Annotated in this window: 21 protein-coding genes; 17 read left to right on the top strand and 4 right to left on the bottom strand. The window is 59.7% G+C overall.

Annotated features, from left to right (window positions below; translation table 11 throughout):
• Positions 1–7 precede the first annotated feature (7 nt).
• From nuoI to ACYQ4Z_RS04695, 9 genes are all read left to right on the top strand, one after another.
• Positions 8–493 (top strand): NADH-quinone oxidoreductase subunit NuoI, encoded by a 486-nt coding sequence (gene nuoI / locus ACYQ4Z_RS04735; protein ID WP_119335175.1) that lies wholly within the window; start codon positions 8–10, stop codon positions 491–493.
• Between the two features lie 11 nt (positions 494–504).
• Entirely contained in the window at positions 505–1,092 is a 588-nt protein-coding gene (locus ACYQ4Z_RS04730) for an NADH-quinone oxidoreductase subunit J (RefSeq protein ID WP_459860222.1), read from the top strand.
• A gap of 14 nt (positions 1,093–1,106) precedes the next feature.
• On the top strand, positions 1,107–1,409 hold the full coding sequence (gene nuoK, locus ACYQ4Z_RS04725) for an NADH-quinone oxidoreductase subunit NuoK (RefSeq protein ID WP_459860220.1): 303 nt from the start codon (positions 1,107–1,109) through the stop codon (positions 1,407–1,409).
• Between the two features lie 9 nt (positions 1,410–1,418).
• Entirely contained in the window at positions 1,419–3,416 is a 1,998-nt protein-coding gene (nuoL, locus tag ACYQ4Z_RS04720; protein WP_219971095.1) for an NADH-quinone oxidoreductase subunit L, read from the top strand.
• Between the two features lie 15 nt (positions 3,417–3,431).
• Positions 3,432–4,916 carry an NADH-quinone oxidoreductase subunit M gene (locus ACYQ4Z_RS04715; RefSeq protein WP_119335171.1) on the top strand — a complete coding sequence of 495 codons (1,485 nt, stop codon included), beginning with the start codon at positions 3,432–3,434 and terminating at the stop codon, positions 4,914–4,916.
• A gap of 16 nt (positions 4,917–4,932) precedes the next feature.
• Positions 4,933–6,405 carry an NADH-quinone oxidoreductase subunit NuoN gene (nuoN, locus tag ACYQ4Z_RS04710; protein ID WP_219971086.1) on the top strand — a complete coding sequence of 491 codons (1,473 nt, stop codon included), beginning with the start codon at positions 4,933–4,935 and terminating at the stop codon, positions 6,403–6,405.
• A 15-nt stretch (positions 6,406–6,420) separates the two neighbouring features.
• Positions 6,421–6,990: an NUDIX domain-containing protein gene (locus ACYQ4Z_RS04705; protein WP_219971084.1), complete on the top strand. Its 570-nt coding sequence runs from the start codon at positions 6,421–6,423 to the stop codon at positions 6,988–6,990.
• Positions 6,991–7,085: 95 nt separating this feature from the next.
• Positions 7,086–8,327, top strand: a complete 1,242-nt coding sequence (locus tag ACYQ4Z_RS04700) for a diphosphate--fructose-6-phosphate 1-phosphotransferase (RefSeq protein ID WP_459860219.1) — start codon at positions 7,086–7,088, stop codon at positions 8,325–8,327.
• Positions 8,314–10,794 carry an EAL domain-containing protein gene (locus ACYQ4Z_RS04695; protein WP_459860217.1) on the top strand — a complete coding sequence of 827 codons (2,481 nt, stop codon included), beginning with the start codon at positions 8,314–8,316 and terminating at the stop codon, positions 10,792–10,794. The genes ACYQ4Z_RS04700 and ACYQ4Z_RS04695 overlap by 14 nt, the downstream gene beginning before the upstream one ends.
• Here ACYQ4Z_RS04695 and murJ read toward each other — a convergent pair.
• Complete coding sequence (gene murJ, locus ACYQ4Z_RS04690) at positions 10,774–12,312, bottom strand: murein biosynthesis integral membrane protein MurJ (protein WP_459860215.1); 1,539 nt, start codon at positions 12,310–12,312, stop codon at positions 10,774–10,776. The genes ACYQ4Z_RS04695 and murJ overlap by 21 nt on opposite strands.
• Before the next feature lie 77 nt (positions 12,313–12,389).
• On the opposite strand from murJ, the gene rpsT reads away from it, so the two are divergent.
• Entirely contained in the window at positions 12,390–12,653 is a 264-nt protein-coding gene (gene rpsT / locus ACYQ4Z_RS04685; protein ID WP_119335164.1) for a 30S ribosomal protein S20, read from the top strand.
• A gap of 87 nt (positions 12,654–12,740) precedes the next feature.
• Here rpsT and ACYQ4Z_RS04680 read toward each other — a convergent pair whose 3' ends face one another.
• Positions 12,741–13,055 carry a DUF3579 domain-containing protein gene (locus ACYQ4Z_RS04680; RefSeq protein ID WP_119335163.1) on the bottom strand — a complete coding sequence of 105 codons (315 nt, stop codon included), beginning with the start codon at positions 13,053–13,055 and terminating at the stop codon, positions 12,741–12,743.
• Between the two features lie 102 nt (positions 13,056–13,157).
• Here ACYQ4Z_RS04680 and ACYQ4Z_RS04675 point away from each other — a divergent pair, with 102 nt between their 5' ends.
• Positions 13,158–15,032: a SurA N-terminal domain-containing protein gene (locus tag ACYQ4Z_RS04675; RefSeq protein ID WP_219971069.1), complete on the top strand. Its 1,875-nt coding sequence runs from the start codon at positions 13,158–13,160 to the stop codon at positions 15,030–15,032.
• A 76-nt stretch (positions 15,033–15,108) separates the two neighbouring features.
• Here the strand turns inward: ACYQ4Z_RS04675 and ACYQ4Z_RS04670 are convergent, their stop codons facing one another.
• Together ACYQ4Z_RS04670 and smpB are read right to left on the bottom strand one after the other, a co-directional pair.
• A complete protein-coding gene (locus ACYQ4Z_RS04670) occupies positions 15,109–15,906 on the bottom strand; it encodes an enoyl-ACP reductase FabI (RefSeq protein WP_119335161.1) in 798 nt (265 codons plus the stop codon).
• Positions 15,907–15,969: 63 nt separating this feature from the next.
• Positions 15,970–16,419 (bottom strand): SsrA-binding protein SmpB, encoded by a 450-nt coding sequence (gene smpB, locus ACYQ4Z_RS04665; protein WP_217126199.1) that lies wholly within the window; start codon positions 16,417–16,419, stop codon positions 15,970–15,972.
• 66 nt (positions 16,420–16,485) lie between these two features.
• Between smpB and ACYQ4Z_RS04660 the strand changes: the two genes are divergently transcribed.
• The 6 genes from ACYQ4Z_RS04660 (at position 16,486) to ACYQ4Z_RS04635 (ending at position 22,918) form a co-directional block, all read left to right on the top strand.
• A complete protein-coding gene (locus ACYQ4Z_RS04660; protein WP_459860211.1) occupies positions 16,486–16,950 on the top strand; it encodes a type II toxin-antitoxin system RatA family toxin in 465 nt (154 codons plus the stop codon).
• A 50-nt stretch (positions 16,951–17,000) separates the two neighbouring features.
• A protein-coding gene (locus ACYQ4Z_RS04655; RefSeq protein WP_088178290.1) for an IS3 family transposase occupies positions 17,001–18,556 on the top strand; the annotation gives its coding sequence in 2 pieces (ribosomal slippage) (positions 17,001–17,433 and positions 17,433–18,556; 1,557 coding nt in all).
• 71 nt (positions 18,557–18,627) lie between these two features.
• Positions 18,628–18,915, top strand: coding sequence for an RnfH family protein (locus ACYQ4Z_RS04650; RefSeq protein ID WP_219971066.1), 288 nt, complete (start codon positions 18,628–18,630; stop codon positions 18,913–18,915).
• Positions 18,916–18,950: 35 nt separating this feature from the next.
• On the top strand, positions 18,951–20,411 hold the full coding sequence (guaB, locus tag ACYQ4Z_RS04645) for an IMP dehydrogenase (RefSeq protein WP_217126202.1): 1,461 nt from the start codon (positions 18,951–18,953) through the stop codon (positions 20,409–20,411).
• A 17-nt stretch (positions 20,412–20,428) separates the two neighbouring features.
• Positions 20,429–21,997 (top strand): glutamine-hydrolyzing GMP synthase, encoded by a 1,569-nt coding sequence (gene guaA / locus ACYQ4Z_RS04640; RefSeq protein ID WP_219971056.1) that lies wholly within the window; start codon positions 20,429–20,431, stop codon positions 21,995–21,997.
• A 30-nt stretch (positions 21,998–22,027) separates the two neighbouring features.
• On the top strand, positions 22,028–22,918 hold the full coding sequence (locus tag ACYQ4Z_RS04635) for a PilZ domain-containing protein (protein WP_459860208.1): 891 nt from the start codon (positions 22,028–22,030) through the stop codon (positions 22,916–22,918).
• Positions 22,919–22,925: the final 7 nt, after the last annotated feature.

Raw genomic sequence — 22,925 nt, 5'->3', positions numbered from 1 at the left:
CGTTGCGATGAGCGCACTGAATTTCCTGAAAAGCCTTTTCCTGACCGAGCTGCGGCAAGGGATGGCGGTGACGTGGCGTCACCTCTTCAAGCCGAAGATCACGGTGCAGTACCCCGAAGAGAAGACTCCGTTGAGTCCGCGCTTCCGGGGGTTGCACGCATTGCGGCGCTACCCCAACGGTGAAGAGCGGTGTATCGCCTGTAAGCTGTGTGAGGCGATTTGCCCGGCGATGGCGATCACGATCGAAGCCGAGCCGCGCGCGGACGGGTCTCGGCGAACCACCCGGTACGACATCGACCTCACGAAATGCATCTTTTGTGGCTTTTGCGAAGAGGCCTGCCCGGTCGATGCGATCGTGGAGACGCGGATTTTCGAGTATCACGGCGAGAAGCGGGGCGATCTGTACATGACCAAAGAGATGTTGTTGGCAGTTGGTGACCGCTACGAAGCGCAGATTGCCGCCGATCGCGCCAAAGACATCAAATACCGCTGAGGATTCCGCTCATGGATGTGGTCTCGTTCGTCTTTTCCCTTTTTGCCTTCTTCCTCCTCCTAGGCGCGTTGGGTACCGTCTTCAGCCGCAACCCCGTTGCTGCAGCGATGTGGTTGGTACTCACCTTCTTTTCGGCAGGTGGGGTGTGGCTGTTGCTGCAAGCGGAGTTTTTGGCGCTCACGCTCGTGCTGGTCTATGTCGGCGCAGTGATGGTGCTCTTCCTCTTCGTCGTGATGATGTTGGACCTCAATTTGGCCAAGTTGCGGGAAGGGTTCTGGCACAACGCACCGCTGGCGTTGCTCGTCGGCGGCGCGTTGGCGATCGAACTCTACCTGATGTTGACGAGCCCCGCGTTTCACCGGGCCGCAGCCCCCGCCGTCGAGGGCAGCAATACCAAGATGATCGGCGAAGTGCTCTACACCGTTTATGCCTATCCATTCGAAGTCGCGGCGATGATTCTGGTCGTCGCGATGATCGCCGCGGTGACATTGACCCATCGCAAGCGGACCGATGTTCGTGTCGTGAAGCCGGAAGAGCAGATCGCGGTGAAAGCGAGCGAGCGGCTCAAGGTGGTTTCGCTCCCTGCGGAAAAAGAGTGACAGGAGCATTCGCAATGACCCTTACGCACTATCTGTTGCTCGCAGGCGCGCTGTTTGTGATCAGCGTCGTGGGCATCTTCTTGAACCGGAAGAATTTGATCGTTTTGCTGATGTGTATCGAATTGATGCTCCTCGCGGTCAATACCAATTTCATCGCGTTTTCCCATTTTCTGGGCGACATCCACGGTCAGGTCTTCGTTTTCTTCATATTGACCGTGGCAGCCGCGGAAACTGGGATCGGCTTGGCGATCCTGGTGGTTCTATTCCGGCACCGGCAGTCGATCCACGTCGATGATCTCACCGAGCTGCGTGGGTAAGGAGGGAGCATGAAATTACTCTATACGGTCGTCCCTTTTGCGCCGCTCGTTGGCGCGATCGTTGCCGGATTGTGGGGCAATCGCCTGGGGCGAACCGCAACACACCGCATCACGATTTTGGGGGTGTTGATCGCGTTCCTGGCGTCGGTCGCGATCTTTTTCGACGTGCACAATGGCAATACCTTCAATGGGCCCTTGTACACCTGGGGAACGAGTGACGGTCTGACCTTCGAGGTCGGCTTTTTGATCGATTCGCTCACGGTGACGATGATGCTCGTCGTCACGTTCGTCTCGCTGATGGTGCATATCTATACCATCGGCTATATGGCCGAGGATCCCGGGTATTGCCGTTTCTTCAGCTATATCTCGCTCTTTACCTTTTCGATGTTGATGCTCGTGATGAGCAACAACTTTTTGCAGCTCTTCTTCGGCTGGGAAGCGGTGGGATTGGTCTCCTACCTGTTGATCGGTTTCTGGTACACGCGGCCAACCGCGATCTACGCCAACCTCAAGGCTTTTCTGGTCAACCGCGTGGGTGACTTTGGGTTTTTGCTGGGGATTGGGTTGATCGCAGCGTACGCCGGTACGCTCGACTATACCGAGACGTTCGCGCAAGCGGAAAAACTCGCCACGATGAATGAGGCGGTCACAGGGTGGCCGCTGATCACTGCGATCTGCATCGCTTTGTTCATCGGGGCAATGGGGAAATCGGCTCAGGTGCCGCTCCATGTTTGGCTTCCCGATTCGATGGAAGGTCCGACCCCGATTTCGGCGCTGATCCACGCCGCGACGATGGTCACTGCCGGGATCTTCATGGTCGCCCGGATGTCGCCGCTTTTCGAGCTTTCCGATACCGCGCTTTCGTTCGTGCTGGTGATCGGTGCGACCACGGCGTTTTTCATGGGCCTTCTTGGGATCGTCCAGAGCGACATCAAGCGAGTGGTTGCCTATTCAACCCTTTCGCAGCTGGGGTATATGACGGTGGCTTTGGGCGCTTCGGCCTATTCAGTCGCGATCTTCCACCTGATGACGCACGCATTTTTCAAAGCGCTCCTTTTCCTCTCCGCAGGTTCCGTGATCATCGCAATGCACCACGATCAAGACATGCGCAACATGGGGGGATTGTGGAAGTACCTGCCCGTGACTTGGCTCACCGCGCTCATCGGGGCGTTGGCGTTGATTGGAACGCCCTTTACTTCCGGGTTCTATTCCAAAGACTCGATTCTGATCGCAGTGGCGCACGCGCAGATTCCTGGCGCAACCTATGCCTATTTCTGCGTGATGGCTGGGGTGTTCGTCACTGCGTTTTATACCTTCCGCATGATCTTTTTGGTGTTCCACGGCAAAGAGCGCTTCGGTCAAGCGCACGCGCATCACGATCACGCAGCGCACGGTTCGGATGACCATCACCATGGTCTGGCGCCGGGGGAAAAACCGCACGAGTCGCCCAAGGTGGTAACCGTGCCGCTCGTGCTCCTTGCGATTCCTTCGCTGTTGATCGGTGCCTTCACGATCGACGCAATGCTCTTCGGCGGTTGGTTCGCGAATGTCATTTTCGTCGATGAAGCGCGCCACGGCGCGATCGCAGCGCTCCGGGAAGAGTTCCACGGTGCGCTGGCGATGGGGTTGCACGGCTTGACCTCGCTGCCGTTCTTCATCGCGCTTGCGGGTGTGGCTTTGGCTGCCTTTTTCTACCTGGTGCGGCCCGATCTGCCCGATCGAATCGCGGCGCGCGTGCGTTGGCTCTACACGATTCTCGTCAATCACTACTATTTCGACCGCTTCAACGAGATCGTCTTTGCCGGTGGCGCCCGCCGTTTGGGTCGTTGGTTGTGGCAAATCGGTGATCGCACGGTGATCGACGGCGCGATGGTGAACGGCTCGGCGCAAATCGTCGGTGAAGTAGCGGAAGCTGGCGCGGCGCTGCAAAGTGGGCGTCTCTACCATTACGCTTTCTCGATGATTCTGGGAATTGCCGTTTTGCTCCTTTTCCTTTACCTCGTTTGAACGTGGATGACCGTTATGTCGGGAATGCCCTTACTGAGTCTCGCGATCTGGATCCCAATCATTGGCGGGGTGCTGGTTCTCGCAGCGGCAGGCAATGACCGCCGTGCGTTCGAGGCGCGCTTGATCAGCCTGTTTGCAGCTGCGCTCGGGTTTGCGGTAACGTTGCCGTTGTGGTTCCAGTTCGATCCCACGACCTCAGCGATGCAATTCGTCGAATTGCGCGAATGGATCCCGCGTTACAACATCCGCTATTACTTGGGGGTCGATGGGATCTCGATGCCATTCGTGGTGTTGAACAGCTTCATCACCTTGATCGTCGTGATCGCCGGTTGGGAGGTGATCCAGAAGCAGGTCGCGCAATATCTCGCGGCATTCCTGATCATGTCCGGGATCATCAACGGCGTTTTTTCGGCGCTCGACGCGGTCTTGTTCTACGTCTTTTTCGAAGCATCGTTGATCCCGCTCTATTTGATCATCGGGATTTGGGGCGGCCCCAATCGCGTCTATGCCGCGATCAAGTTCTTCCTCTATACGTTGGTGGGCTCGCTCCTCATGTTGGTGGCGATCCTCTACCTCTTCGCCGCATCGGGTGGCAGCTTCGACCTCTTGGAGTGGCACAGGTTGCCGCTTACCCTCACCGAACAGAAATGGCTCTTCCTGGGTTTCTTGCTCGCCTTCGCGGTCAAGGTGCCGATGTGGCCGGTACATACCTGGTTGCCGGATGCGCACGTCGAAGCGCCTACGGGCGGGTCGGTGGTTCTGGCGGCGATCGCGCTGAAGCTGGGTGCGTACGGTTTTTTGCGCTTTTCGTTGCCCATCGCGCCAGATGCGGCGCAGGCGTTCCAAGGGTTGATGGTAGCGCTTTCGCTCATCGCGGTCGTCTATATTGGCTTGGTGGCACTCGTTCAAGAGGACATGAAGAAGTTGGTCGCCTACTCGTCCGTGGCGCACATGGGGTTCGTCACGTTGGGGTTCTTCCTCTTCAACGCACTGGGGATGGAGGGGGCGATCGTTCAGATGGTGTCGCACGGCTTCGTTTCGGGTGCGATGTTCTTGTGCATCGGCGTGCTCTATGACCGCCTGCACACCCGCCGGATCGCCGATTACGGCGGTGTGGTCAATACCATGCCCAAATTTGCCGCGTTTTTCCTCCTTTTTGCGATGGCCAATTCGGGGCTTCCAGCCACGAGCGGTTTCGTCGGCGAATTCATGGTGACGTTGGCTGCGGTGAAGGTCAATTTCTGGATCGCAGCCGCAGCGGCGACGACGTTGATTCTGGGTGCCGCCTATTCGTTGTGGATGTATAAGCGGGTCGTTTTTGGCGCCATAGCCAACCCGCAGGTTGCTGCGCTGCAGGATATCAACCGGCGGGAATTCATGATCTTGGCAGCGATGGCGTTCTTCGTCCTGCTGTTGGGGATCTGGCCCATGCCGCTGCTCGAGGTGATGCATACCTCGGTCGATGCGTTGTTGGCCCATGTGGCAGCCGGAAAACTCTAAGGAAGGGTGAGACACCATGGCATTGGAACTTCCCAATTTTGCGTTGTTGGCCCCGCAGATCGTGATCGCGCTCGCTGCGCTGGTTTTGATGACCGCTGGGGCCTTTGCGCGTGAGCGGTGGCGGCAGTGGAACTATGTGGTCGCGCAACTGGCGGTGATCGTCGCGACGCTGCTTACGGTGTTCACTTCCGGCGATCCGCGCGTACAGACCACGTTCGGCGGGATCTTTCTGGTCGATTGGATCACGTTGGTGGTGCAGCTCTTCATCTACCTGTCGGTTTTTGCGGCATTGATCTACGGCCGTTTCTATCTGATCGAGCGGGGGCTGGAGCGGGCCGAGTATTACGCGCTGGTCTTGTTGTCCCTTTTGGGGATGCAAATCCTCGCGATTGCCAACCATCTGCTCCTATTCTATCTGGGTTTGGAGTTGATGTCGCTCGCGCTCTATGCGCTCGTCGCGTTTGACCGCAACCACGCGTTGCGTGCCGAAGCGGGGATGAAGTATTTCGTGCTTGGGGCGCTCGCGTCTGGTTTGATCCTCTATGGGCTCTCGCTGATCTACGGTGCCACGGCCACGTTGTCGCTTCCCGAAATTTCGTCGGTGGCCGCGTTGCGACCGGGTGACGAACGCGTTTTCGGCTTTGGCTTGGCCTTCTTGGTTGCAGGTATAGCGTTCAAATTCGGTGCGGTACCGTTCCATATGTGGGTCGCCGACGTCTATCATGGCGCGCCCACTCCGGTGACGCTGCTCCTTGCTTCGGCGCCGAAACTGGCCGCGTTTGTGCTCGCGTTTCGCCTGCTCGTCTTTGGCTTTTTCGAATACGCCCACTATTGGCAACCGATGATTATGGTGGTTGCGGTGGCGTCGATCGTTTTGGGTAATCTTGCGGCGATCGCGCAGAAAAACCTCAAGCGGATGCTCGCATACTCTGGGATCTCCCATGTGGGCTTTATTCTGCTGGGACTCGCGGTCGGCGTAGTGGAAGGGAACCATCAATTGGCCCTGAACGCCTACAGCGCGACCCTTTTCTACGCGATCGTCTATGCGGTGATGAGCATGGCAAGCTTTGGTCTGATTCTGCTGATGGCGCGCGCGGGCTTTGAAGCGGAATGGCTGGACGACGTCAAGGGGCTGAACCAAAAAAGTCCGTGGTTCGCCGCGATGCTGTTGATTACGATGTTTTCCCTTGCGGGCGTTCCGTTCTTCGTCGGGTTTTTCGCCAAATTGGCTGTGTTGCAAGCGGTGGTTGCGGCGGGCTACTTGTGGGTCGCGGTGGTTGCGGTGGTGATGTCGTTGATCGGCGCGTTTTACTACCTCCGCGTCGTCAAACTCGCCTATTTCGACGAACCGACGGAGCGTCAGCCGTTGATCGCATCCAGCGAAACCCGGGTGCTGCTTTCCGGGAATGCGTTGGCGCTTGCGCTCTTTGGCTTGATGCCACAGGGGTTGATGTCCCTTGCGGCGTACGCGATGATCGCATCGCTGTAACCGTTTGGCTTTTCGATGAACGAAACGACAAAAACGGATGGTGACAGCCACCTCGTCGAGGTGGCTGTCGCGTCGTCGCGGGTCTGGCAGGGCAAACTGCTCGATGTCTGGCGCGACAAGGTCCGCTTGCCGGATGGTCGTTCGGCAACCCGCGAGTATATCCGCCACCCCGGTGCGGTGGTGATTATCGCGCTCGATGCTCACAACCGGGTGGTGATGGAGCGGCAATACCGCCATCCGGTGGGAGCGGTGGTCGAAGAGTTGCCCGCCGGGAAGCTCGACGCCGGTGAAGATCCGCTCACCTGTGCGCAGCGTGAATTGCAGGAGGAGACGGGATATACCGCAAAGCAGTGGCGCTTACTCGGCAGCTTTTGGCCGTGTGTCGGCTACAGCAACGAAGTGATCCACGTGGTGCTGGCAACCGAAATCGTCCCGGGTGCTGCTCGGCTTGACGAGGGGGAGTTTCTCGAGGTCTTCTTGTTACCGGTTGCAGAATTGATTGCCCGTGCTGAGCGTGGGCAATTGCGTGACGGAAAGTCTTTGGCAGCGCTTTGCTTGGCTCGGCCTCATCTACTTGGCGGGTGAGCGATTCGAATCGGCGCGCCCGTTTCTGGTCGCGCGTTTTTTCACGACATCACCCTTGTGCTATATTGAACGGTGGTACAGTGTAGGAGCCACCGATGGGTGCGATTCGCCGTATCGTCTATGCCCAGTCTGGAGGAATGACGGCGGTGATCAATGCAAGCGCTGCCGGGGTGATTGCCGAGGCGCAACGCCGCGGGCTGACCCTTTTTGCCGCGCGCTACGGGATGCACGGGTTGCTCGCGGGTGATCTGATCGCAGTCCCGCCGTTGTCCGCCGAGCAACTGCAGCGACTCAGCCATACGCCAGGTGGTATTTTTGGCACGGCACGGCGTGATCTTCCGGATCCTGAAATCGATGCGACTCCGTATGACCTGTTGTTTCAGGTCCTAGCGCACTACGATATCGACGCGTTGCTCTACAACGGTGGGAATGGGTCGATCGCGACGGTCGCGCAGATCGACCGTGAAGCGAAACGGCGGGGCATCCCGCTCACCGTGATCGGCATTCCCAAGACGATCGACAACGATCTGGAAGGGACCCACTTCTCACCTGGCTACCCTTCGGCGGCACGCTATTTGATCACCAGCTTTCTGGAGGCGTCACTGGATCTCGCGTCGTTTCCGGCAAAAGGGGCGCGCGCGTTTGTGATGGAGACGATGGGGCGCAACGCCGGTTGGTTGGCCGCGGCGGTGAAAGCAGCGTCGGCGGTTTTGGCCGACGAGGGGCCCCATCTCATCGTGTTGCCGGAAATGCGTTGGGACAAAACGGCGTTGCTCGCTGCCGCGGATGCCGCGATCGCGCGCACGGGCTACTGTACCGTGGTCGTCGCCGAAGGGGCGACACTGGATGGCGAACAGCTTGCATATCAAGGGGTGGAAAAACGGCGGTACGTGCAGCTAGGCGGGGCGGGGAGCGTGATTGGTGGTTGGTTGCGTGACGCCCTGGGCGCAAAGGTCCATGTGGCGGTCCCGGATTACCTTCAGCGCGCCGCGGCGCATTGGGTGAGTGCAGTCGACCACCGCGTCGCCTGGCAGGTGGGCGAGACCGCAGTCGCTTGGGCCGACGAAGGGACGCGTTCGGGCGTGATGGTTGGGGTCGTGCGTGACCCAGCAACCAGCGGTTGGCGGATGGAAGCGGTCGATGCCGCGACCGTAGGGAATCGCGAACGGCGCTTTCCCGCATCGTGGATTGCGGCGCCTTTTCAGGTCGATAGCGCATTTCTCGACTATCTTTTGCCGCTCTTGGAAGGGTGTCCGCAGATTCCCTGTGGGGCACACGGGCTTCCCGATTTTTTTCCGTTCGCCACTTTGACCGAGCGAAGCGATGCCCCGTCATGACCTGAACGCTGCGCTTGCCCGCGTCCTCGATGCGTTGGGCTGGGGCTACTGGGTTCGCGATCTGGCGACCGGTGCGATGGTCTGGTCCGAAACCTTTCGCCGTCAGCACGGCATCGCTGCTGACGAATCCCCGACGCGGGAAGTGTTTTTGGCGCATCTTCTCCCCGAGGATCGTGACGCGTTCGTACGCCAAGTGGAAGCGGCTTATCGCAGCGGACAAGGGGTGGTTCAGTATCGGGTGGTTCTTGAAGCGGGCCAAATCCGTTCGTGTATCGTGCAGGTGGTGGTCCTCACGACGCCGGAAGGGAAACGGCTCGCCTACGGAATCAACCGTTTCGACGATCGCCATTTGGCGCTCGATGCCGCACTCGCTGAAAAAGCGCGTACGCTCAACGCAGTGATCGCGGCGCTGCCGGTTGGTCTGATGGTCTTCGACGCCGACCTGCGGTTGCGCTACTGGAACGACCGCGCGTTCGCCATTCTCGATCTGCCCCGCTCGTTGGCCTACGAAGGGGTTTCGTTCGCCGATCTGATTCGGGTTCCGGCATCCCGCGGCGAATATGGGCCGGGCGACCCGGAACGGTTGGTCGCGGAACGGGTTGCGTTGGCCAAAACATTCCAGCCGCACCGTCTCGAACGCCAACACCCTGACGGGCGCTGGCATCTGGTGCAGGGAGAACCCTTTTTCGACGCGCAGGGGCGGCCGGCAGGTTTCGTTTCGACCTTCACCGACGTCACTGCGCTCAAAGCGGCGGAAGCCGCGGTACAGGTCACGCGGGATCGCTTGCAAACGCTGGTCGATCATCTCCCCAGTGGGGTGACCTTGTTCGACGCGGACTTGAAATTGGTTGCATGGAACCAGAAGTTTGCTGAACTCCTCGATTTCCCGTTGTCACTGCTTGAAAAAGGCGTCGATTTCGCGACGTTGCTGCGCTTCAACCTTGAGCGCGGTGAGTACGGGGAAATCGCTGACCCCGAAGCGTATCTGGCGGAACGGCTTCGCGCCGCGCGCAGTTTTGTGCCGCACGAACTCGAACGGACGCGCCCTGACGGTCGCGTGCTCCATATCATCGGGCAACCGGTTCCCTCTGGTGGCTTCGTTTCGATCTACCAAGATGTGACCGAGCAGCGCCGCATCGAAGCGGAATTGCGTCGCCGTGCTTTGACCGACGAACTGACCGGTTTGACCAACCGAGCGGCGTTGCTCAGCCAACTGCCCCGTTTGTGCGAAGAGGCGAGGCGGCGCAAAGAGTACCTTGCGGTGTTGTTCATCGATTTGGATCGCTTCAAATGGGTGAACGACACCGCCGGGCATGTAGTGGGCGATGCGGTGTTGCGTGCTGCGGCTGAGCGGCTCCGCACGACGGTGCGCGCCAGTGATCTTGCTGCCCGTGTCGGCGGAGACGAATTCGTCGCGGTGACGTTCGTCACCGAAGCGACGCAAGCCAGTCAATTGGCGCAGCGCTTGCTGGATCGGTTCGCTTTGCCGTTCGAAGTGGGGGAAAACCAATGGCAACTCTCTCCTTCGATCGGGATCGCGCTCTATCCCGACGACGAGCGTGATCCAAACGCGCTCTTACGCGCTGCGGGTCTTGCGATGTATCGTGCAAAGGGGGAGGGGGGAAACCGTTTTGCCTTTTTTACCCGGAGTTTGCACGAAGCGGCGACGTCACGCAGTCGTTTGGAGCAACGGCTGCGCCTTGCGATCCACCATGATGCGTTTCATCTCGTATTTCAACCGATTTGCGATCGGACAGGCGCGATCGTCAGTGCAGAAGTACTCTTGCGTTGGCGCGATGAAGAGCTGGGAGAGGTTCCGCCAGCACGCTTCGTCCCGGTTGCCGAACAGGTCGGGCTGATGCCGGCCATCGGTCGTTGGGTATTGCGGCACGCGTTGCACCAGTGGGTGCAGTGGAGTCAAGCCGGTTTGCGTCTTCCGAGCATTGCGGTCAATCTCTCCGCGCATCAGCTCTACGACACGATGCTCTATGAGACGGTTTGCGCCGCGCTTACCGCAAGCGGTGTCGAGCCCAGTGCGCTCAAATTGGAGATTACCGAATCGGCGATGATGCACGACCCGGCACTTGCGCAGGAGCAGGTGCAACGTTTGGCGACGTTGGGGGTGCGTTTTGCCGTTGATGATTTCGGCACGGGATACTCTTCGCTTGCGTATCTGCATACCTTTCCGCTGTCGGAGCTGAAGATCGACCGCTCCTTCGTGACGCCGCTGGCGTCGGACGAACGCGACGACGCGATCGTCGATGCGACCATCCAGATGGCCCATCGGCTAGGACTCCAGGTGGTGGCAGAGGGGGTGGAGTGCGCGCAGCAGTGGGACCATCTGTTGCGTCTGGGCTGCGACTTTTTCCAAGGGTATTGGTTTGCTCGGCCGCTTTCTGCCGCCCAATTTTTCCATTTGTGGCAAAAGGAGCAAACAACCGCCTCGTCACAACGGCCGTTTGAGTGATGCCCAGCGAAACCCAGTGAGCCGAAGAGCCAAAAAATAGGTGGCCATGCCAACGGTAACCCAAAGCGCCACGCCCAGCAAACGGATCCATTGCCCGGATGCGGTTTTCGCTGCCACCCATGGCTCGGTGGTAGCGAGAAAGAGGGCAAGAACAAGTAGCGCAACCGTAAGGGAAAGCAGGAAACGCAGCCAGTTGGGTTGCCACGCGAAGTGGCCGCGGCGGCGCAAGTGAAAGAGCAAGAACCCGGCGTTGCCCCAGGCGGCGAGCGAAATCGACAACGCTAGGGCCCAGTGGCCCCAATCGAAGAGGAAAAGAAAGAGGGCGTTGCCAAGTTGCGTAAGGATCAGCGAAAGGATTGCCCCTTTGACCGGGGTTCGTGTGTCTTCGCGCGCGTAAAATCCGGGCGCCAAGATTTTGACACCGATGAGGGGAATCAGACCCAACGCATACGCAGTCAGTGCCAATGCCGTTGCGTGCGCGTCGCTTGCGGTGAATGCTCCACGCACAAAGAGCGCGAGGGTGATTGGTTCCCCAATCAGCACGAACGCGAGCGCGCACGGAGCAGTCAAGAGGAGCGTCATTCGCAAACCCCAGTCGACCAAGCGCTGATACCCCGCTTCATTGCGTTCCGCGACCGCGCGGCTGAGGTGCGGCAAGAGGATCACACCGAGCGTCGCACCAAAAAGGCCTGCCGGTAATTCCATCAGACGATCGGCGTAGTAGAGCCAGGAGACGCTTCCTGTGGGGAGTAGAGAAGCGAAGAGGGTATTGAGCAGCAACGAGATCTGCGCGGCGGAAACCCCAAAGACCGCTGGCCCCATCAGGGTGAGGATCCGGCGCACGCCAGGATCGCGTGGGTGCCAGTCCCAGCGTGGCGTCAAGCCCAGACGGGGCAATTGCCACCAGTGCCAGAGCCACTGCAGGATTCCCCCCAAAAGCACCGAATAGGCAAGCCAATACGGGTCGCGATCGTCCATTGCCCACGCGGTGGTAAGGAGTAAGAGGAACGCGGTATTGAGCGCGATCGGTGTTGCCGCGGGCAGACGAAAATGGCCCCAGGTGTTGAAAAGCGCCGAGGAAAACGCCACGAGCGACATGAACAAGATATAGGGAAACGTCAAGCGGGTCATCGCGACGGCAAGCGCGAAACGTTCCGGATCCGCAGCGAACCCAGGTGCCACTGCGCGGACCAACCCTTCGGCACCAAGCACGCCTGCGAGCGTCACGACGCCAACGGTGACGAAAAGAACCGTGAACACCCGGTCGATCAACGCTTTGGTGCGCTCGGGAGGCGCAGTGCGCTGCGTCTGGGCCAAGACGGGAACGAATGCCTGGGAGAACGCGCCTTCGGCGAAGAGGCGACGCAAGAGGTTGGGAAGTCGAAACGCAACCACGAATGCGTCGGTAGCCGCTTGCGCCCCAAAAAGGGCGGCGATCAAAACGTCACGGGCGAACCCCAGGAGGCGAGAAAGGAGCGTCAGGCTGCTCACCTGCGCGAGTGTTTTGAGGAAATTCATCCAGAACCGCCTTGCAAAGGGGTGATGAAAAAGTTAGAATTATAGTTTCTGGTGCATGAATTTCGATTGGGGATAAGATGGCCAACACGGCACAAGCACGCAAACGTGCACGGCAGGACTTGAAGCGCCGTGCCCATAACCGCAGTCTTCGCTCACGTCTGCGCACAGCGATCAAGTCGGTTCGGCTTGCGATCGCTTCGGGCAACAAAGAACAGGCCCAAGCGGCGTACCAAGCAGCGCAATCGGTGATCGATTCGATTGCGGGCAAAGGCATTATTCACAAGAATGCTGCTGCCCGTTACAAGAGCCGGCTGGTTGCCAAGATCAAAGCCATGGCGTGATGGTTTGTTTCTTTCGTCTTTGATAGGAAAAGCGGCCACAGGCCGCTTTTTTATTCCTTGCGGTATCGGCTGCGCCCTCCGCGCCGTTCAACTGGCCTCTTTTTCGGGCGGGGCAACCGTACAAACGTCGCGATAGCGAATTTCCAGGTTGTTGTCCTTGGCGAAATTGACAAGAAAACGGTAAGCCATCGGCTGAACGTGGTACAGTTTGGCATCTACTTCGACGGTCTTGGCCCCATCGATCATCGGGCCGGGGCGAACATAGGGGGAGTAGCGCATTCGGTTGTCCGCCCCCATCGTTGCCATGATGCCGCAAAGGCGTTCCGCCCAATCGCTGGGGCGGAAACGGCGTCCATCGACCGTCCGTCCGACAATCAGAAAGTCACTGACTTCGTTTTCCATAATTTCGATGTCAAGAAAACTGAACGATAATTATACGCCACTGCAGCAACGAAACGGCTTATGCGATAATTACGGCTTCCGATTTTGTTCGAGGTCACGATAATGCTCGATGCCATTCGCCGCCGCAAGCGAATCGCTCAGATCATCTTGCTCATATTGATCATTCCCTTTGCCTTTTTTGGCGTAGAGCGTTACTTTTCCACAGGTCCGTCGCGTAACGAAGTGGCAACGGTAGGGGATTCCGCGGTAACGGTTGCGGCGCTGCGCGACGCGCTGCAGCGGCAAAGCGACCGCTTGCGTACCCAGATGGGGGAGGCGTTTGACCCAAAGCTCGTGCGCAGCCAAGCGTTCGTTGAGGAGGTACTGCGGCAATTGCTGGAACGCCAAATCCTTTTGAATGAAGCGCAGCGGCTCGGACTGCAGGTTCCGCAAACGGTGGTGCAGAAAACCCTGGCTGCGATTCCCGTGTTTCAGAAGGATGGCCGTTTCGATTTTGCCACGTATGAAGCGGCGCTGCAGGCGCAGGGAATGACGCCGGCGCGGTTCGAAGCGCTGGTCCAAGAAGATTTGGCGATCGAAAAACTCCTGCGCTCGGTTCGCGCTGCAGTCGTCCCTCCGCAAAATGTCCTGACGCTGTTGCGGTGGCAAGAAGAGGTGCGGCGCGTGCGCTGGCAACGCCATTCGATCGACGCCGTTGCGGCGACGCTGCCGGTCGACGAGCAAGCGGTCGAAGCGTTTTTCCAACAACATCAGGATCGCTTCCAGAAACCGGATGAAGCGGCTCTCGAATACGTAGTGCTCGACGAAAAGCAACTTCAGGTGCCGCCCGTACCAGAGGAGGACGTTCGCAAGGCCTTTGAGGCCCGGAAAGCAGCGATCGCACAACCGGAAAAACGGCGTATTCGCCACATCTTGATCACTGCCTCGAACTTTGACGACGGCAAAACGCTACCTGCGGAAGTCACGCAGCTTCTTGCGCAACTGCGCGGCAAAGACGAAGTGCAATTCGCCGAAATCGCCAAAAACCGGTCGGAGGATGCGGCAACCCGCGCCCAAGGGGGTGACTTGGGGTGGGTCACGAAGGAAGAGCTGCCGCCAGCGTTGGCTGAAGCGGTTTTTGCTGCGAAAACCCCGGGGCTACTCGATCCCGTTCGCACCGATTTCGGTTGGCATCTGGTTTGGTTGTCTGCGATCCAGCCGGCTCAAACACCCACTTTCGACGCGGTTGCCCCGCAAATTCGCGCGGCATTGCAGCAAGAGGCACGCAAGCGGCGGTTCACGGAATTGGCCGCGGAATTGCCCAATCTGGCGTTTGACGCGGTGGACCGCCTTGACCCGGTTGCGGAAAAGGTCGGGGCACCCATCGAGAAAACGCCACTCATGCCGCTCGATGCGCTCACGCTCAACGATGGCACGCCTTTGCCAGCTGCACTGGTGGCGCAATTGAGGAGCGAAAATGCCCGCCGCGGCGAAAACCTGGATCCGGTCACGTTGCCCGATGGGCGTATGGTGGTGGTGCGGGTTGCCCGTTTTGAGCCCGCACGACCGCGCACCTTTGCCGAGGCCAAAGCGGACGCAATTGCCGCGTGGCGTCGCGATCACGCGCAGTCGCAATTGGTGGCTTCGCTCGCGCAACAGGTAGAAACGAACGCGTCGATCACGAAATGGGACGGCGAAAAGCGGTTACAACGCAACGATACGACCTTGCCGCGCACTGTGGTGGAAGCCGCGTTTGCGCTGCCGCGGAAACCGGGCGTTCGCAACGTGGTTACAAGCGGTGACGCCGTATGGCTGCTCGAACTCGTCGCGGTGGAAACGCCGGTCGTCACGGATAACGATGCACGGGCCAAATCGCTTGCGACACAATTGCACAGCCTCTATGGTGACGTGCATTACCGTGCGTGGTTGCGCACGGTGGAAGCGCGCTATCCCATCCAGATCCGTCAAGAGGCGTTGCGGGAATTCACCGCCGAATAACGGGCGAGAAATCCTGTAGGGCAAAACGAAAAGGGCGCAGCACGCGCCCTTTTTCGTTGCCCCGTTTTGCTTTTCCTTACAAGACGAGCGGTTCGGGGTTGCCGAGCGCGACGTTGTGAAAACCGCCATCAACGTAGAGAATCTCGCCGGTGATGCCGCTTGCGAGATCCGAAAGGAGGAACGCCGAGGCGTTGCCCACCTCTTCGATCGTGACGTTGCGGCGCAGCGGCGCATGGTGTTCGTTGTAGCGAAGGAGTCTGCTGAAACTGCCAATGCCCGACGCGGCAACGGTTTTGATCGGGCCTGCCGAGACACCGTTTACGCGGATCCCCTCAGGTCCCAAGCTTGCCGCCAGGTAGCGCACACCCGCTTCCAGACTGGCCTTGGCCATTCCCATCAGGTTGTAATTGGGCATCGTGCGCACAGCGCCAAGATACGAGAGCGTCAACATCGACGACTTTCGGTTTTGCATCAACGGCCGAAACGCTTTCGCCATCAGGGGAAAACTCGCTGCGCTCACTTCATGGGCGATGCGAAACGCTTCGCGCGTGAACCCGTCGAGAAAATCGCCCTCGAGCGCTTCGTTCGGGGCATAGGCAATGGAATGGACGAAACCGTCTAACCCTTCCCATTCTTGAGCGATGCGATCGGCAAGCCCGGTGATCTCTTCGTCGCGCGTCACGTCGAGCGGCGCGATGAAATCGGCCCCGAATTCCGTTGCGAACTTGGCGATGCGCCCTTCGAACCGTTCGTTTTGGTAGGTGAACGCCAAACGTGCGCCTTCCCGCGCGCACGCTTGCGCGATGCCATAAGCGATCGAGCGGTTGCTGAGTAGCCCGGTGATCAGGATCTTTTTACCCGCCAAAAAACCCATCGACAACTCCTTCGTCACAATTGGGAATATCTTATCATGAGCGTTCCGCGGTGTTTCAGTGCTTCAGCGCACCGCAGCACGCAGCAACCGAGCTTTTTCGCGTGCCCAATCGCGTTCCTTCGCGCTTTCCCGCTTGTCGTGAAGTTTCTTGCCTTTCGCCAACGCAATCGTTGCTTTGATCCGACCGTTCTTGTAATGGAGGTCGAGCGGCACGAGCGCGTAACCCGCGCGCTCAACCTTGCCGATCAAACGGTCGATCTCGCGGCGATGAAGCAAAAGTTTGCGCGTCCGAGTAGGGTCGGGTCGGACATGGGTCGATGCGCTGGCAAGCGGCGAGACGTGCATTCCCAAAAGAAAAAGTTCGCCATGCCGAACCAGGACGTAGGCTTCCTTCAGATTGACCCGTCCGGCACGGATCGCTTTCACCTCCCAACCTTCGAGCACGAGTCCGGCTTCGAAGGTCTCTTCGATGAAATATTCGTGTCGGGCTTTTCGATTTTCGACGATGGCCATAAAAGAGGTTCATGCGTTGCGGTACAATCGCCCGATTATACCGAGGAGTGGCTTGGGTTTTTGCCAATGGCGACGGTACACAAGCAAGTTTTGATCGATCGTCCTGCGGAGGCGATGTTCGCGCTGGTCGATTACTGCGAACACTACCCGGAGTTTCTGCCGTGGTGTGGTGGCACCGAGGTCCACCAGCGCACGGAACATCTGACCGACGCCACCTTGAAGGTCGACTTCCACGGGGTGAAAACCCAGTTCCGCACCGTCAATCAGAAACAGCCCCCGTTGGAAATGCGGATCACGCTCAAAGAGGGGCCGTTCAAACACCTTCACGGCCACTGGCGATTCAAACCGCTCGGTGCGATCGGCTGCAAGATCGAGTTCGAGCTCCATTACGAGTTTGCGAATAAATTGTTGGACAAGGTACTGGGGCCGGTTTTCGACAAAATCGCCCAAACGTTCGTCGATGCGTTCGTCGCGCGCGCGCATGCGATTTCCCCAGAAGTCTGGGCGGCGTTGCCCTCTGTGTCAGAATAGTTGTCGTCTCGATAGATCCTGAAACCAGAGGGCGACAAAGGAAGAACGAAGTGGCCAGATACGGACAGTCCTTCAAGGACAGGGCGGTTGCACGGCTGTTGCCGCCAGAAAGTGTCGCGGTGCAGACGCTGGCGCGAGAGCTGAGCATTTCAGCTGCGACGCTAGCGCGCTGGCGAGCCGAGGCGCTCTCCCAGCCCGTTGGCGAGCGGGGCTGGAGTGCGGGGGCCCGATTCGAAGCGGTGCTCTCGACCGCCGCGATGGACGAGGCGAGCAAAGGGGCCTGGTGCCGCGAGCATGGCGTGTATCCCCAGACGCTCGAGCAATGGCGCACCGCCGCCCTGCAGGCGCTCGATGAGCCCGAGGAAGTCGCACGGCAGGCTCTGCGGGAGAAGAAGGCCGAGCGGGGTCGCATCAAGGAACTCGAGCGCGACCTGCGCCGCAAGGAAAAGGCGCTGGCCGAAGCGGCAGCGTTGCTGGTGCTATCAAAAAAGCTCGAAGCGATCTTCCCCAAGGACGAGGACGCATGATCGGCCTGGAAGATCGCCAAACACTGGTCCGACACATCGATGAGGCACACGCAGCCGGCGCGCGCCTACGCCCGGCCTGCGAGGTCGCAGGCATGACGCTGCGCACCCTGCAGCGCTGGAAAGCGCAGGAAGGACTGCGCCAGGGGGACCGCAGGCCCCTGGCAAAGCGTGCGCAGCCGGCGCATGCGCTCAGCGACGAAGAACGGGCGAGGATCCAGGCGTTGGCCAACGAGCCCCGTTTCGCCGACCAACCCCCGGCGCGCATCGTCCCCACGCTGGCCGACGAGGGCGTCTATCTTGCCAGCGAATCGAGCTTTCAGCGCGTGCTGCGTGCCCACGGACAAACCCGTCACCGTGGGCGCAGCCGTGCGCCGCAGCGCACGCGAGCGCCGACGACGCACGTAGCCAGCGCCCCCGGACAAGTGTGGTGCTGGGACATGACCTACCTGCCCACCCACGTGAAGGGGCAGTGGTTCTACCTGTATCTGATCATGGATCTGTACAGCCGCAAGATCGTCGGCTGGGAGATTCATGCCACCGATGAGGCAGAACACGCGGTGAGCCTGCTCAAGCGCACCGCGTTGGCCGAAGGCCTCCACGCCCTGCCGGAAAAACCCGTGCTGCACGGCGACAACGGCAGCACGCTCAAGGCCACCACGGTGTTGGCGATGCTGCACTGGCTGGGGATCAAGCCCTCATACTCTCGCCCCAGGGTGTCCGACGACAACGCCTTCGTCGAATCGCTCTTCAAAACGGCGAAGTACCGCCCCGAATTCCCGGCGCGCGGCTTTGCCAGCCTGGACGAAGCCCGCCAGTGGGGACAGCACTTCGTGCACTGGTACAACGTCGAGCACCGCCACAGCGGCCTGCGCTACGTCACCCCCGCCCAACGGCATGCCGGGGAAGACCATGCGATCCTGGCGGCACGGCACCAGACCTATCTTCAAGCCCGCGAACGTCACCCGGCGCGCTGGTCCGGGCAGACACGGGACTGGACACCGATCGGGGCCGTCACGCTCAACCCGGAACGGGACAGCGTCGTTCGGGACTCTACCCAAGCTGAAATAGAAGGCAGGTGATTGCATGAATCAGGCGACAACTATCTTGACTTGTTCCGGTTGCCAGGGTACCGTAGCGAGAGGAGTGAGTGATGACAGAGACCATCACGGTCGAGGTGGTTTATGCGCCAGCCCCGCACCAAGTCGATCTGGTCACGGTGCAGTTGCCGCCCGAAAGCACCGTTGCCGACGCGCTCGAACGCTCCGGGATTCTATCCCGCCATCCTGAGATCGACCTCGATGGGAAGAATCGGATCGGAATCTATGCCAAACCCGTGACCCTGGCCACGCCGCTGAAAGACCGAGACCGAATCGAAATCTATCGCCCGATTATCGCCGACCCAAAGGCAGCGCGGCGGAAAAAAGCGGCTCAGAAGTAATCGCGATATAATCCCGTTTTGGCTGGAGTGTCGCAATGCGTCTCAAAAAAATCGCACTCACGTTCGATGATGTTCTCTTGGTCCCTGCCTATTCCCAAGTCTTGCCGCGCGACGTTGACCTCTCGACGAAGCTGACGCGCGCCATCCGCCTCAACATCCCTTTGGTGTCGGCGGCGATGGATACCGTGACCGAAGCGCGGTTGGCGATCGCACTCGCGCAGGCAGGTGGGATTGGAATCATCCACAAAAACCTCTCCGCAAAACAGCAAGCGGCCGAAGTGGCGAAGGTGAAGCGGTTCGAATCCGGGATCCTCAAAGATCCCGTGACGATTCCGCCCACGCTGACCGTAGGAGAGGTGCTTTCGCTCACACAGCAACTCGGAATTTCCGGGCTTCCGGTCGTCGACGAAGGCCGCGTGGTGGGGATCGTCACCCATCGCGACCTACGATTCGAAACCCGGCTGGACCTGCCAATTGCGCAAATCATGACCCCGCGCGAGCGGCTGGTTTTCATTCGCGAAGGGGAGAGCGTCGAGAAGGCCAAAGCGTTGATGCACGAACACCGTTTGGAGCGGGTGCTGATCCTGGGTCCGGACGATACCCTCAAAGGGTTGATCACGGTCAAAGACATTCAGAAGTCGACCGAACACCCCAACGCGGCGAAAGACAGCGACGGGCGGCTCCTGGTGGGGGCTGCGATCGGCGTCGGCGCGGGTACCGAAGAGCGCACCGAACGCCTGGTCGAAGCGGGTGTCGATGTGATCGTCGTCGATACCGCACACGGCCATTCGCAAGGGGTACTCGACCGGGTGCGCTGGGTCAAGCGCCAATTCCCGAACGTGCAAGTGATCGGGGGCAACATCGCAACGGCTGAGGCGGCAAAAGCGTTGGTCGACGCCGGCGCGGACGCGGTCAAAGTTGGGATCGGGCCCGGTTCGATCTGTACGACTCGGATCGTCGCTGGCGTTGGGGTGCCGCAAATCACCGCGATATCTGACGTTGCGGAGGCGCTCGCGGGAACCGATGTCCCGTTGATCGCCGACGGCGGCATCCGATTCTCGGGTGACATTGCCAAAGCGCTCGCTGCCGGCGCCCACTGTGTGATGTTGGGTGGTCTTTTTGCTGGTACCGAAGAAGCGCCCGGTGAGACGGTGCTCTATCAAGGCCGGTCGTACAAAGCGTACCGAGGCATGGGGTCGTTGGGCGCGATGCAGGCGGGCGCTGCCGACCGCTACTTCCAGGACAACACCGCAAACGTCGACAAATTCGTGCCCGAAGGGATCGAAGGACGCGTGCCGTACAAAGGGCCGGTTGCTGCGGTGATCCATCAGTTGGTTGGCGGCGTTCGCTCCTCGATGGGGTATCTGGGCTGCCGCACCATCGAAGAGTTGCACGCGAAAGCCGAATTCGTGCAAATCACCTCGGCGGGCGTTCGCGAGTCGCACGTCCACGACGTGCAGATCACGAAAGAGGCGCCCAACTACCACCTCGACTGACCGCGGAAGAGCGCACCATGGCGCAACACGACAAAATTTTGATCCTCGACTTTGGGTCGCAGCTCACGCAATTGATCGCGAGGCGGGTGCGCGAACATCAGGTCTATTGCGAAATCCACCCGTTCGACGTCTCCGACGATTTCGTCCGCTCGTTCGGCGCCAAAGGGGTGATCCTCTCTGGTGGCCCCAACTCTGCGTACGACGCCGTCGACTGGCGTGCGCCGCAAGCGGTCTTCGAACTGGGCGTGCCGGTACTGGGGATCTGCTACGGCATGCAGACGATGGCTGAGCAATTGGGGGGTAAGGTCGCGCCCAGTGGCAAACGGGAGTTCGGCTATGCCGAAGTTCGGCTGCGCAACCACTCGCCGCTCTTCGAAGGCATCGAGGATCGTCGCGACGAATCGGGGCGCGCTTACCTGGAGGTGTGGATGAGCCATGGCGACGCCGTGGTCATGCTTCCCCCGGGGTTTCAAGTGATCGCAGAAAACGATTCGACGCCGGTGGCTGCGATGGCCGATCCTGAGCGCGGCTTTTACGGTGTGCAATTCCACCCGGAAGTGACCCATACGATCAAAGGCAAAGAGATACTGGGGCGCTTCGTCCATGAGATCTGTGGCTGCGGTTGGGATTGGACGATGCCCGAGTTCATCCCGGAGGCGGTCGGGCGCATCCGCGAGCAGGTTGGTGACGAAGAGGTGATCTTGGGGCTTTCGGGCGGAGTCGATTCCAGCGTGGCCGCAGCGCTCATCCATCGGGCAATCGGCGATCAGCTCACCTGTGTCTTTGTCGACAACGGGCTCCTGCGCCTCAACGAAGCGCAACAGGTGATGGCCACCTTCGCCCGCCATTTGGGGATGCGGGTGATCCACGTCGACGCGTCAGAGCGTTTCCTCCAAGCGCTGGCCGGCGTAACGGACCCGGAAGCAAAACGGAAAATCATCGGTCGCGTCTTCGTCGAGGTCTTCCAGGAAGAGGCGACGAAGCGCCCCAATGCCCGGTGGCTCGCGCAAGGGACGATCTATCCCGACGTGATCGAATCGGCTGGCAGCAAAACCAAAAAAGCACACACCATCAAGAGCCACCACAATGTGGGCGGGTTACCGGAAACGCTCAACCTCAAACTCCTGGAACCGCTGCGGGAACTTTTCAAAGATGAGGTGCGGGAGTTGGGGATTGCGCTTGGGTTGCCGCATGAAATGGTCTATCGCCATCCGTTCCCCGGTCCCGGGCTCGGGGTGCGCATTCTGGGCGAAGTCAAGCGCGAATACGCCGAAATTTTGCGCCAGGCGGATGCGATCTTCATCGACGAACTCCGCGCGGCCGATTGGTACGACAAGGTGAGCCAGGCCTTTGCCGTCTTTTTGCCGGTCAAGAGCGTCGGGGTGATGGGAGACGGGCGGACCTACGAATACGTGATCGCGTTGCGCGCAGTACAGACCCAGGACTTCATGACCGCGCATTGGGCCGAACTGCCGCACGCCTTGTTGGGGCGCGTCGCGAACCGCATCATCAACGAAGTGCGCGGTGTCAACCGCGTCGTTTATGATATTTCGGGCAAACCGCCAGCAACGATCGAGTGGGAGTGACTTGCTTTTTCGCGAAAAGAGGTTTGACCGATGTTGCGCGCCCCCGTCAAACTGCACGAACTCCTGGTCGGGAAGCCGTTGCCGTTCGACGTCTACGACCGGGACGGGCGGCTTCTGCTGCGTCGCGGTTATGTGATCGAAACCGATCAGGAAAAACAAAAACTCTTCAAATTGGGTCCAGAGCGGGACATTTCTACCGACGAACGGTTTCGCGCGGCACTCGAAAGCGCGCAGCGTGTCGAAGTCAAAGGTAGTGACGAAGAAAAAAGGGCGGTTTCTCTGGGGTTCCATGAGCTCCATCTGGTTCCTGGGGAGTTGCTGCAAATCAAGATCGGCAGTGAAGAGCAGCCCCTTTGGGCGCGTTACGTCGGCATGTTGCGCAACAAATCGTTGCTGATCGATGCGGTGACGCGCAATGACGTCCCCATCTTCATCAGGGAAGGGACAACGCTTCAAATCAAAGGGACGTCGGGCTCCTATGCCTTCCTTTTTTCCGGGTCGCTTTTGGCGAACGTCTCGAAACCTTTTCCCTACCATCACTTGACCTACCCGGGCGAAGTCAAGGCGTTACGCCTGCGCCGCAGCGACCGTGTGCCGGTTCGCCTCGTCTGTGCGGTTCTCACCGAAGATGGGACACCCCATGGCGGCGTGTTGTTGGATCTTTCGTTGGGTGGCGGCTTGTTGGCGACTCGTCACCCGTTGCAGGTCGGCGAGACCGTGACGTTGAAGTTCAAAATCGACTTGGCGGGCAGCGAACTCATTCTGAGTGTGCGTGCCCAGGTGCGCTCCCAACGGAAACTGGATGCCGCCCATCTTCGCGGCGGGGAGGGTTATGGCGTTCAGTTTCTCGATCTGACACCAGAAGAGACGATCGCGCTCATGACCTATATCCGCGCCGTTCAGGCTGGCGCGGTCGCTTGATCCCGTG

The sequence above is a fragment of the Hydrogenophilus hirschii genome (assembly GCF_054656675.1).
This window is presented reverse-complemented; position numbering and strand designations above follow the sequence as displayed.

What these genes read in the sequence shown, in the direction of transcription:
- nuoI (WP_119335175.1), top strand. Translation starts at nt 8, where the DNA reads ATGAGCGCACTGAATTTCCTGAAAAGCCTTTTCCTGACCGAGCTGCGG.
- ACYQ4Z_RS04730 (WP_459860222.1), top strand. Translation starts at nt 505, where the DNA reads ATGGATGTGGTCTCGTTCGTCTTTTCCCTTTTTGCCTTCTTCCTCCTC.
- nuoK (WP_459860220.1), top strand. Translation starts at nt 1,107, where the DNA reads ATGACCCTTACGCACTATCTGTTGCTCGCAGGCGCGCTGTTTGTGATC.
- nuoL (WP_219971095.1), top strand. Translation starts at nt 1,419, where the DNA reads ATGAAATTACTCTATACGGTCGTCCCTTTTGCGCCGCTCGTTGGCGCG.
- ACYQ4Z_RS04715 (WP_119335171.1), top strand. Translation starts at nt 3,432, where the DNA reads ATGTCGGGAATGCCCTTACTGAGTCTCGCGATCTGGATCCCAATCATT.
- nuoN (WP_219971086.1), top strand. Translation starts at nt 4,933, where the DNA reads ATGGCATTGGAACTTCCCAATTTTGCGTTGTTGGCCCCGCAGATCGTG.
- ACYQ4Z_RS04705 (WP_219971084.1), top strand. Translation starts at nt 6,421, where the DNA reads ATGAACGAAACGACAAAAACGGATGGTGACAGCCACCTCGTCGAGGTG.
- ACYQ4Z_RS04700 (WP_459860219.1), top strand. Translation starts at nt 7,086, where the DNA reads ATGGGTGCGATTCGCCGTATCGTCTATGCCCAGTCTGGAGGAATGACG.
- ACYQ4Z_RS04695 (WP_459860217.1), top strand. Translation starts at nt 8,314, where the DNA reads ATGCCCCGTCATGACCTGAACGCTGCGCTTGCCCGCGTCCTCGATGCG.
- murJ (WP_459860215.1), bottom strand. Translation starts at nt 12,312, where the DNA reads ATGAATTTCCTCAAAACACTCGCGCAGGTGAGCAGCCTGACGCTCCTT.
- rpsT (WP_119335164.1), top strand. Translation starts at nt 12,390, where the DNA reads ATGGCCAACACGGCACAAGCACGCAAACGTGCACGGCAGGACTTGAAG.
- ACYQ4Z_RS04680 (WP_119335163.1), bottom strand. Translation starts at nt 13,055, where the DNA reads ATGGAAAACGAAGTCAGTGACTTTCTGATTGTCGGACGGACGGTCGAT.
- ACYQ4Z_RS04675 (WP_219971069.1), top strand. Translation starts at nt 13,158, where the DNA reads ATGCTCGATGCCATTCGCCGCCGCAAGCGAATCGCTCAGATCATCTTG.
- ACYQ4Z_RS04670 (WP_119335161.1), bottom strand. Translation starts at nt 15,906, where the DNA reads ATGGGTTTTTTGGCGGGTAAAAAGATCCTGATCACCGGGCTACTCAGC.
- smpB (WP_217126199.1), bottom strand. Translation starts at nt 16,419, where the DNA reads ATGGCCATCGTCGAAAATCGAAAAGCCCGACACGAATATTTCATCGAA.
- ACYQ4Z_RS04660 (WP_459860211.1), top strand. Translation starts at nt 16,486, where the DNA reads ATGGCGACGGTACACAAGCAAGTTTTGATCGATCGTCCTGCGGAGGCG.
- ACYQ4Z_RS04650 (WP_219971066.1), top strand. Translation starts at nt 18,628, where the DNA reads ATGACAGAGACCATCACGGTCGAGGTGGTTTATGCGCCAGCCCCGCAC.
- guaB (WP_217126202.1), top strand. Translation starts at nt 18,951, where the DNA reads ATGCGTCTCAAAAAAATCGCACTCACGTTCGATGATGTTCTCTTGGTC.
- guaA (WP_219971056.1), top strand. Translation starts at nt 20,429, where the DNA reads ATGGCGCAACACGACAAAATTTTGATCCTCGACTTTGGGTCGCAGCTC.
- ACYQ4Z_RS04635 (WP_459860208.1), top strand. Translation starts at nt 22,028, where the DNA reads ATGTTGCGCGCCCCCGTCAAACTGCACGAACTCCTGGTCGGGAAGCCG.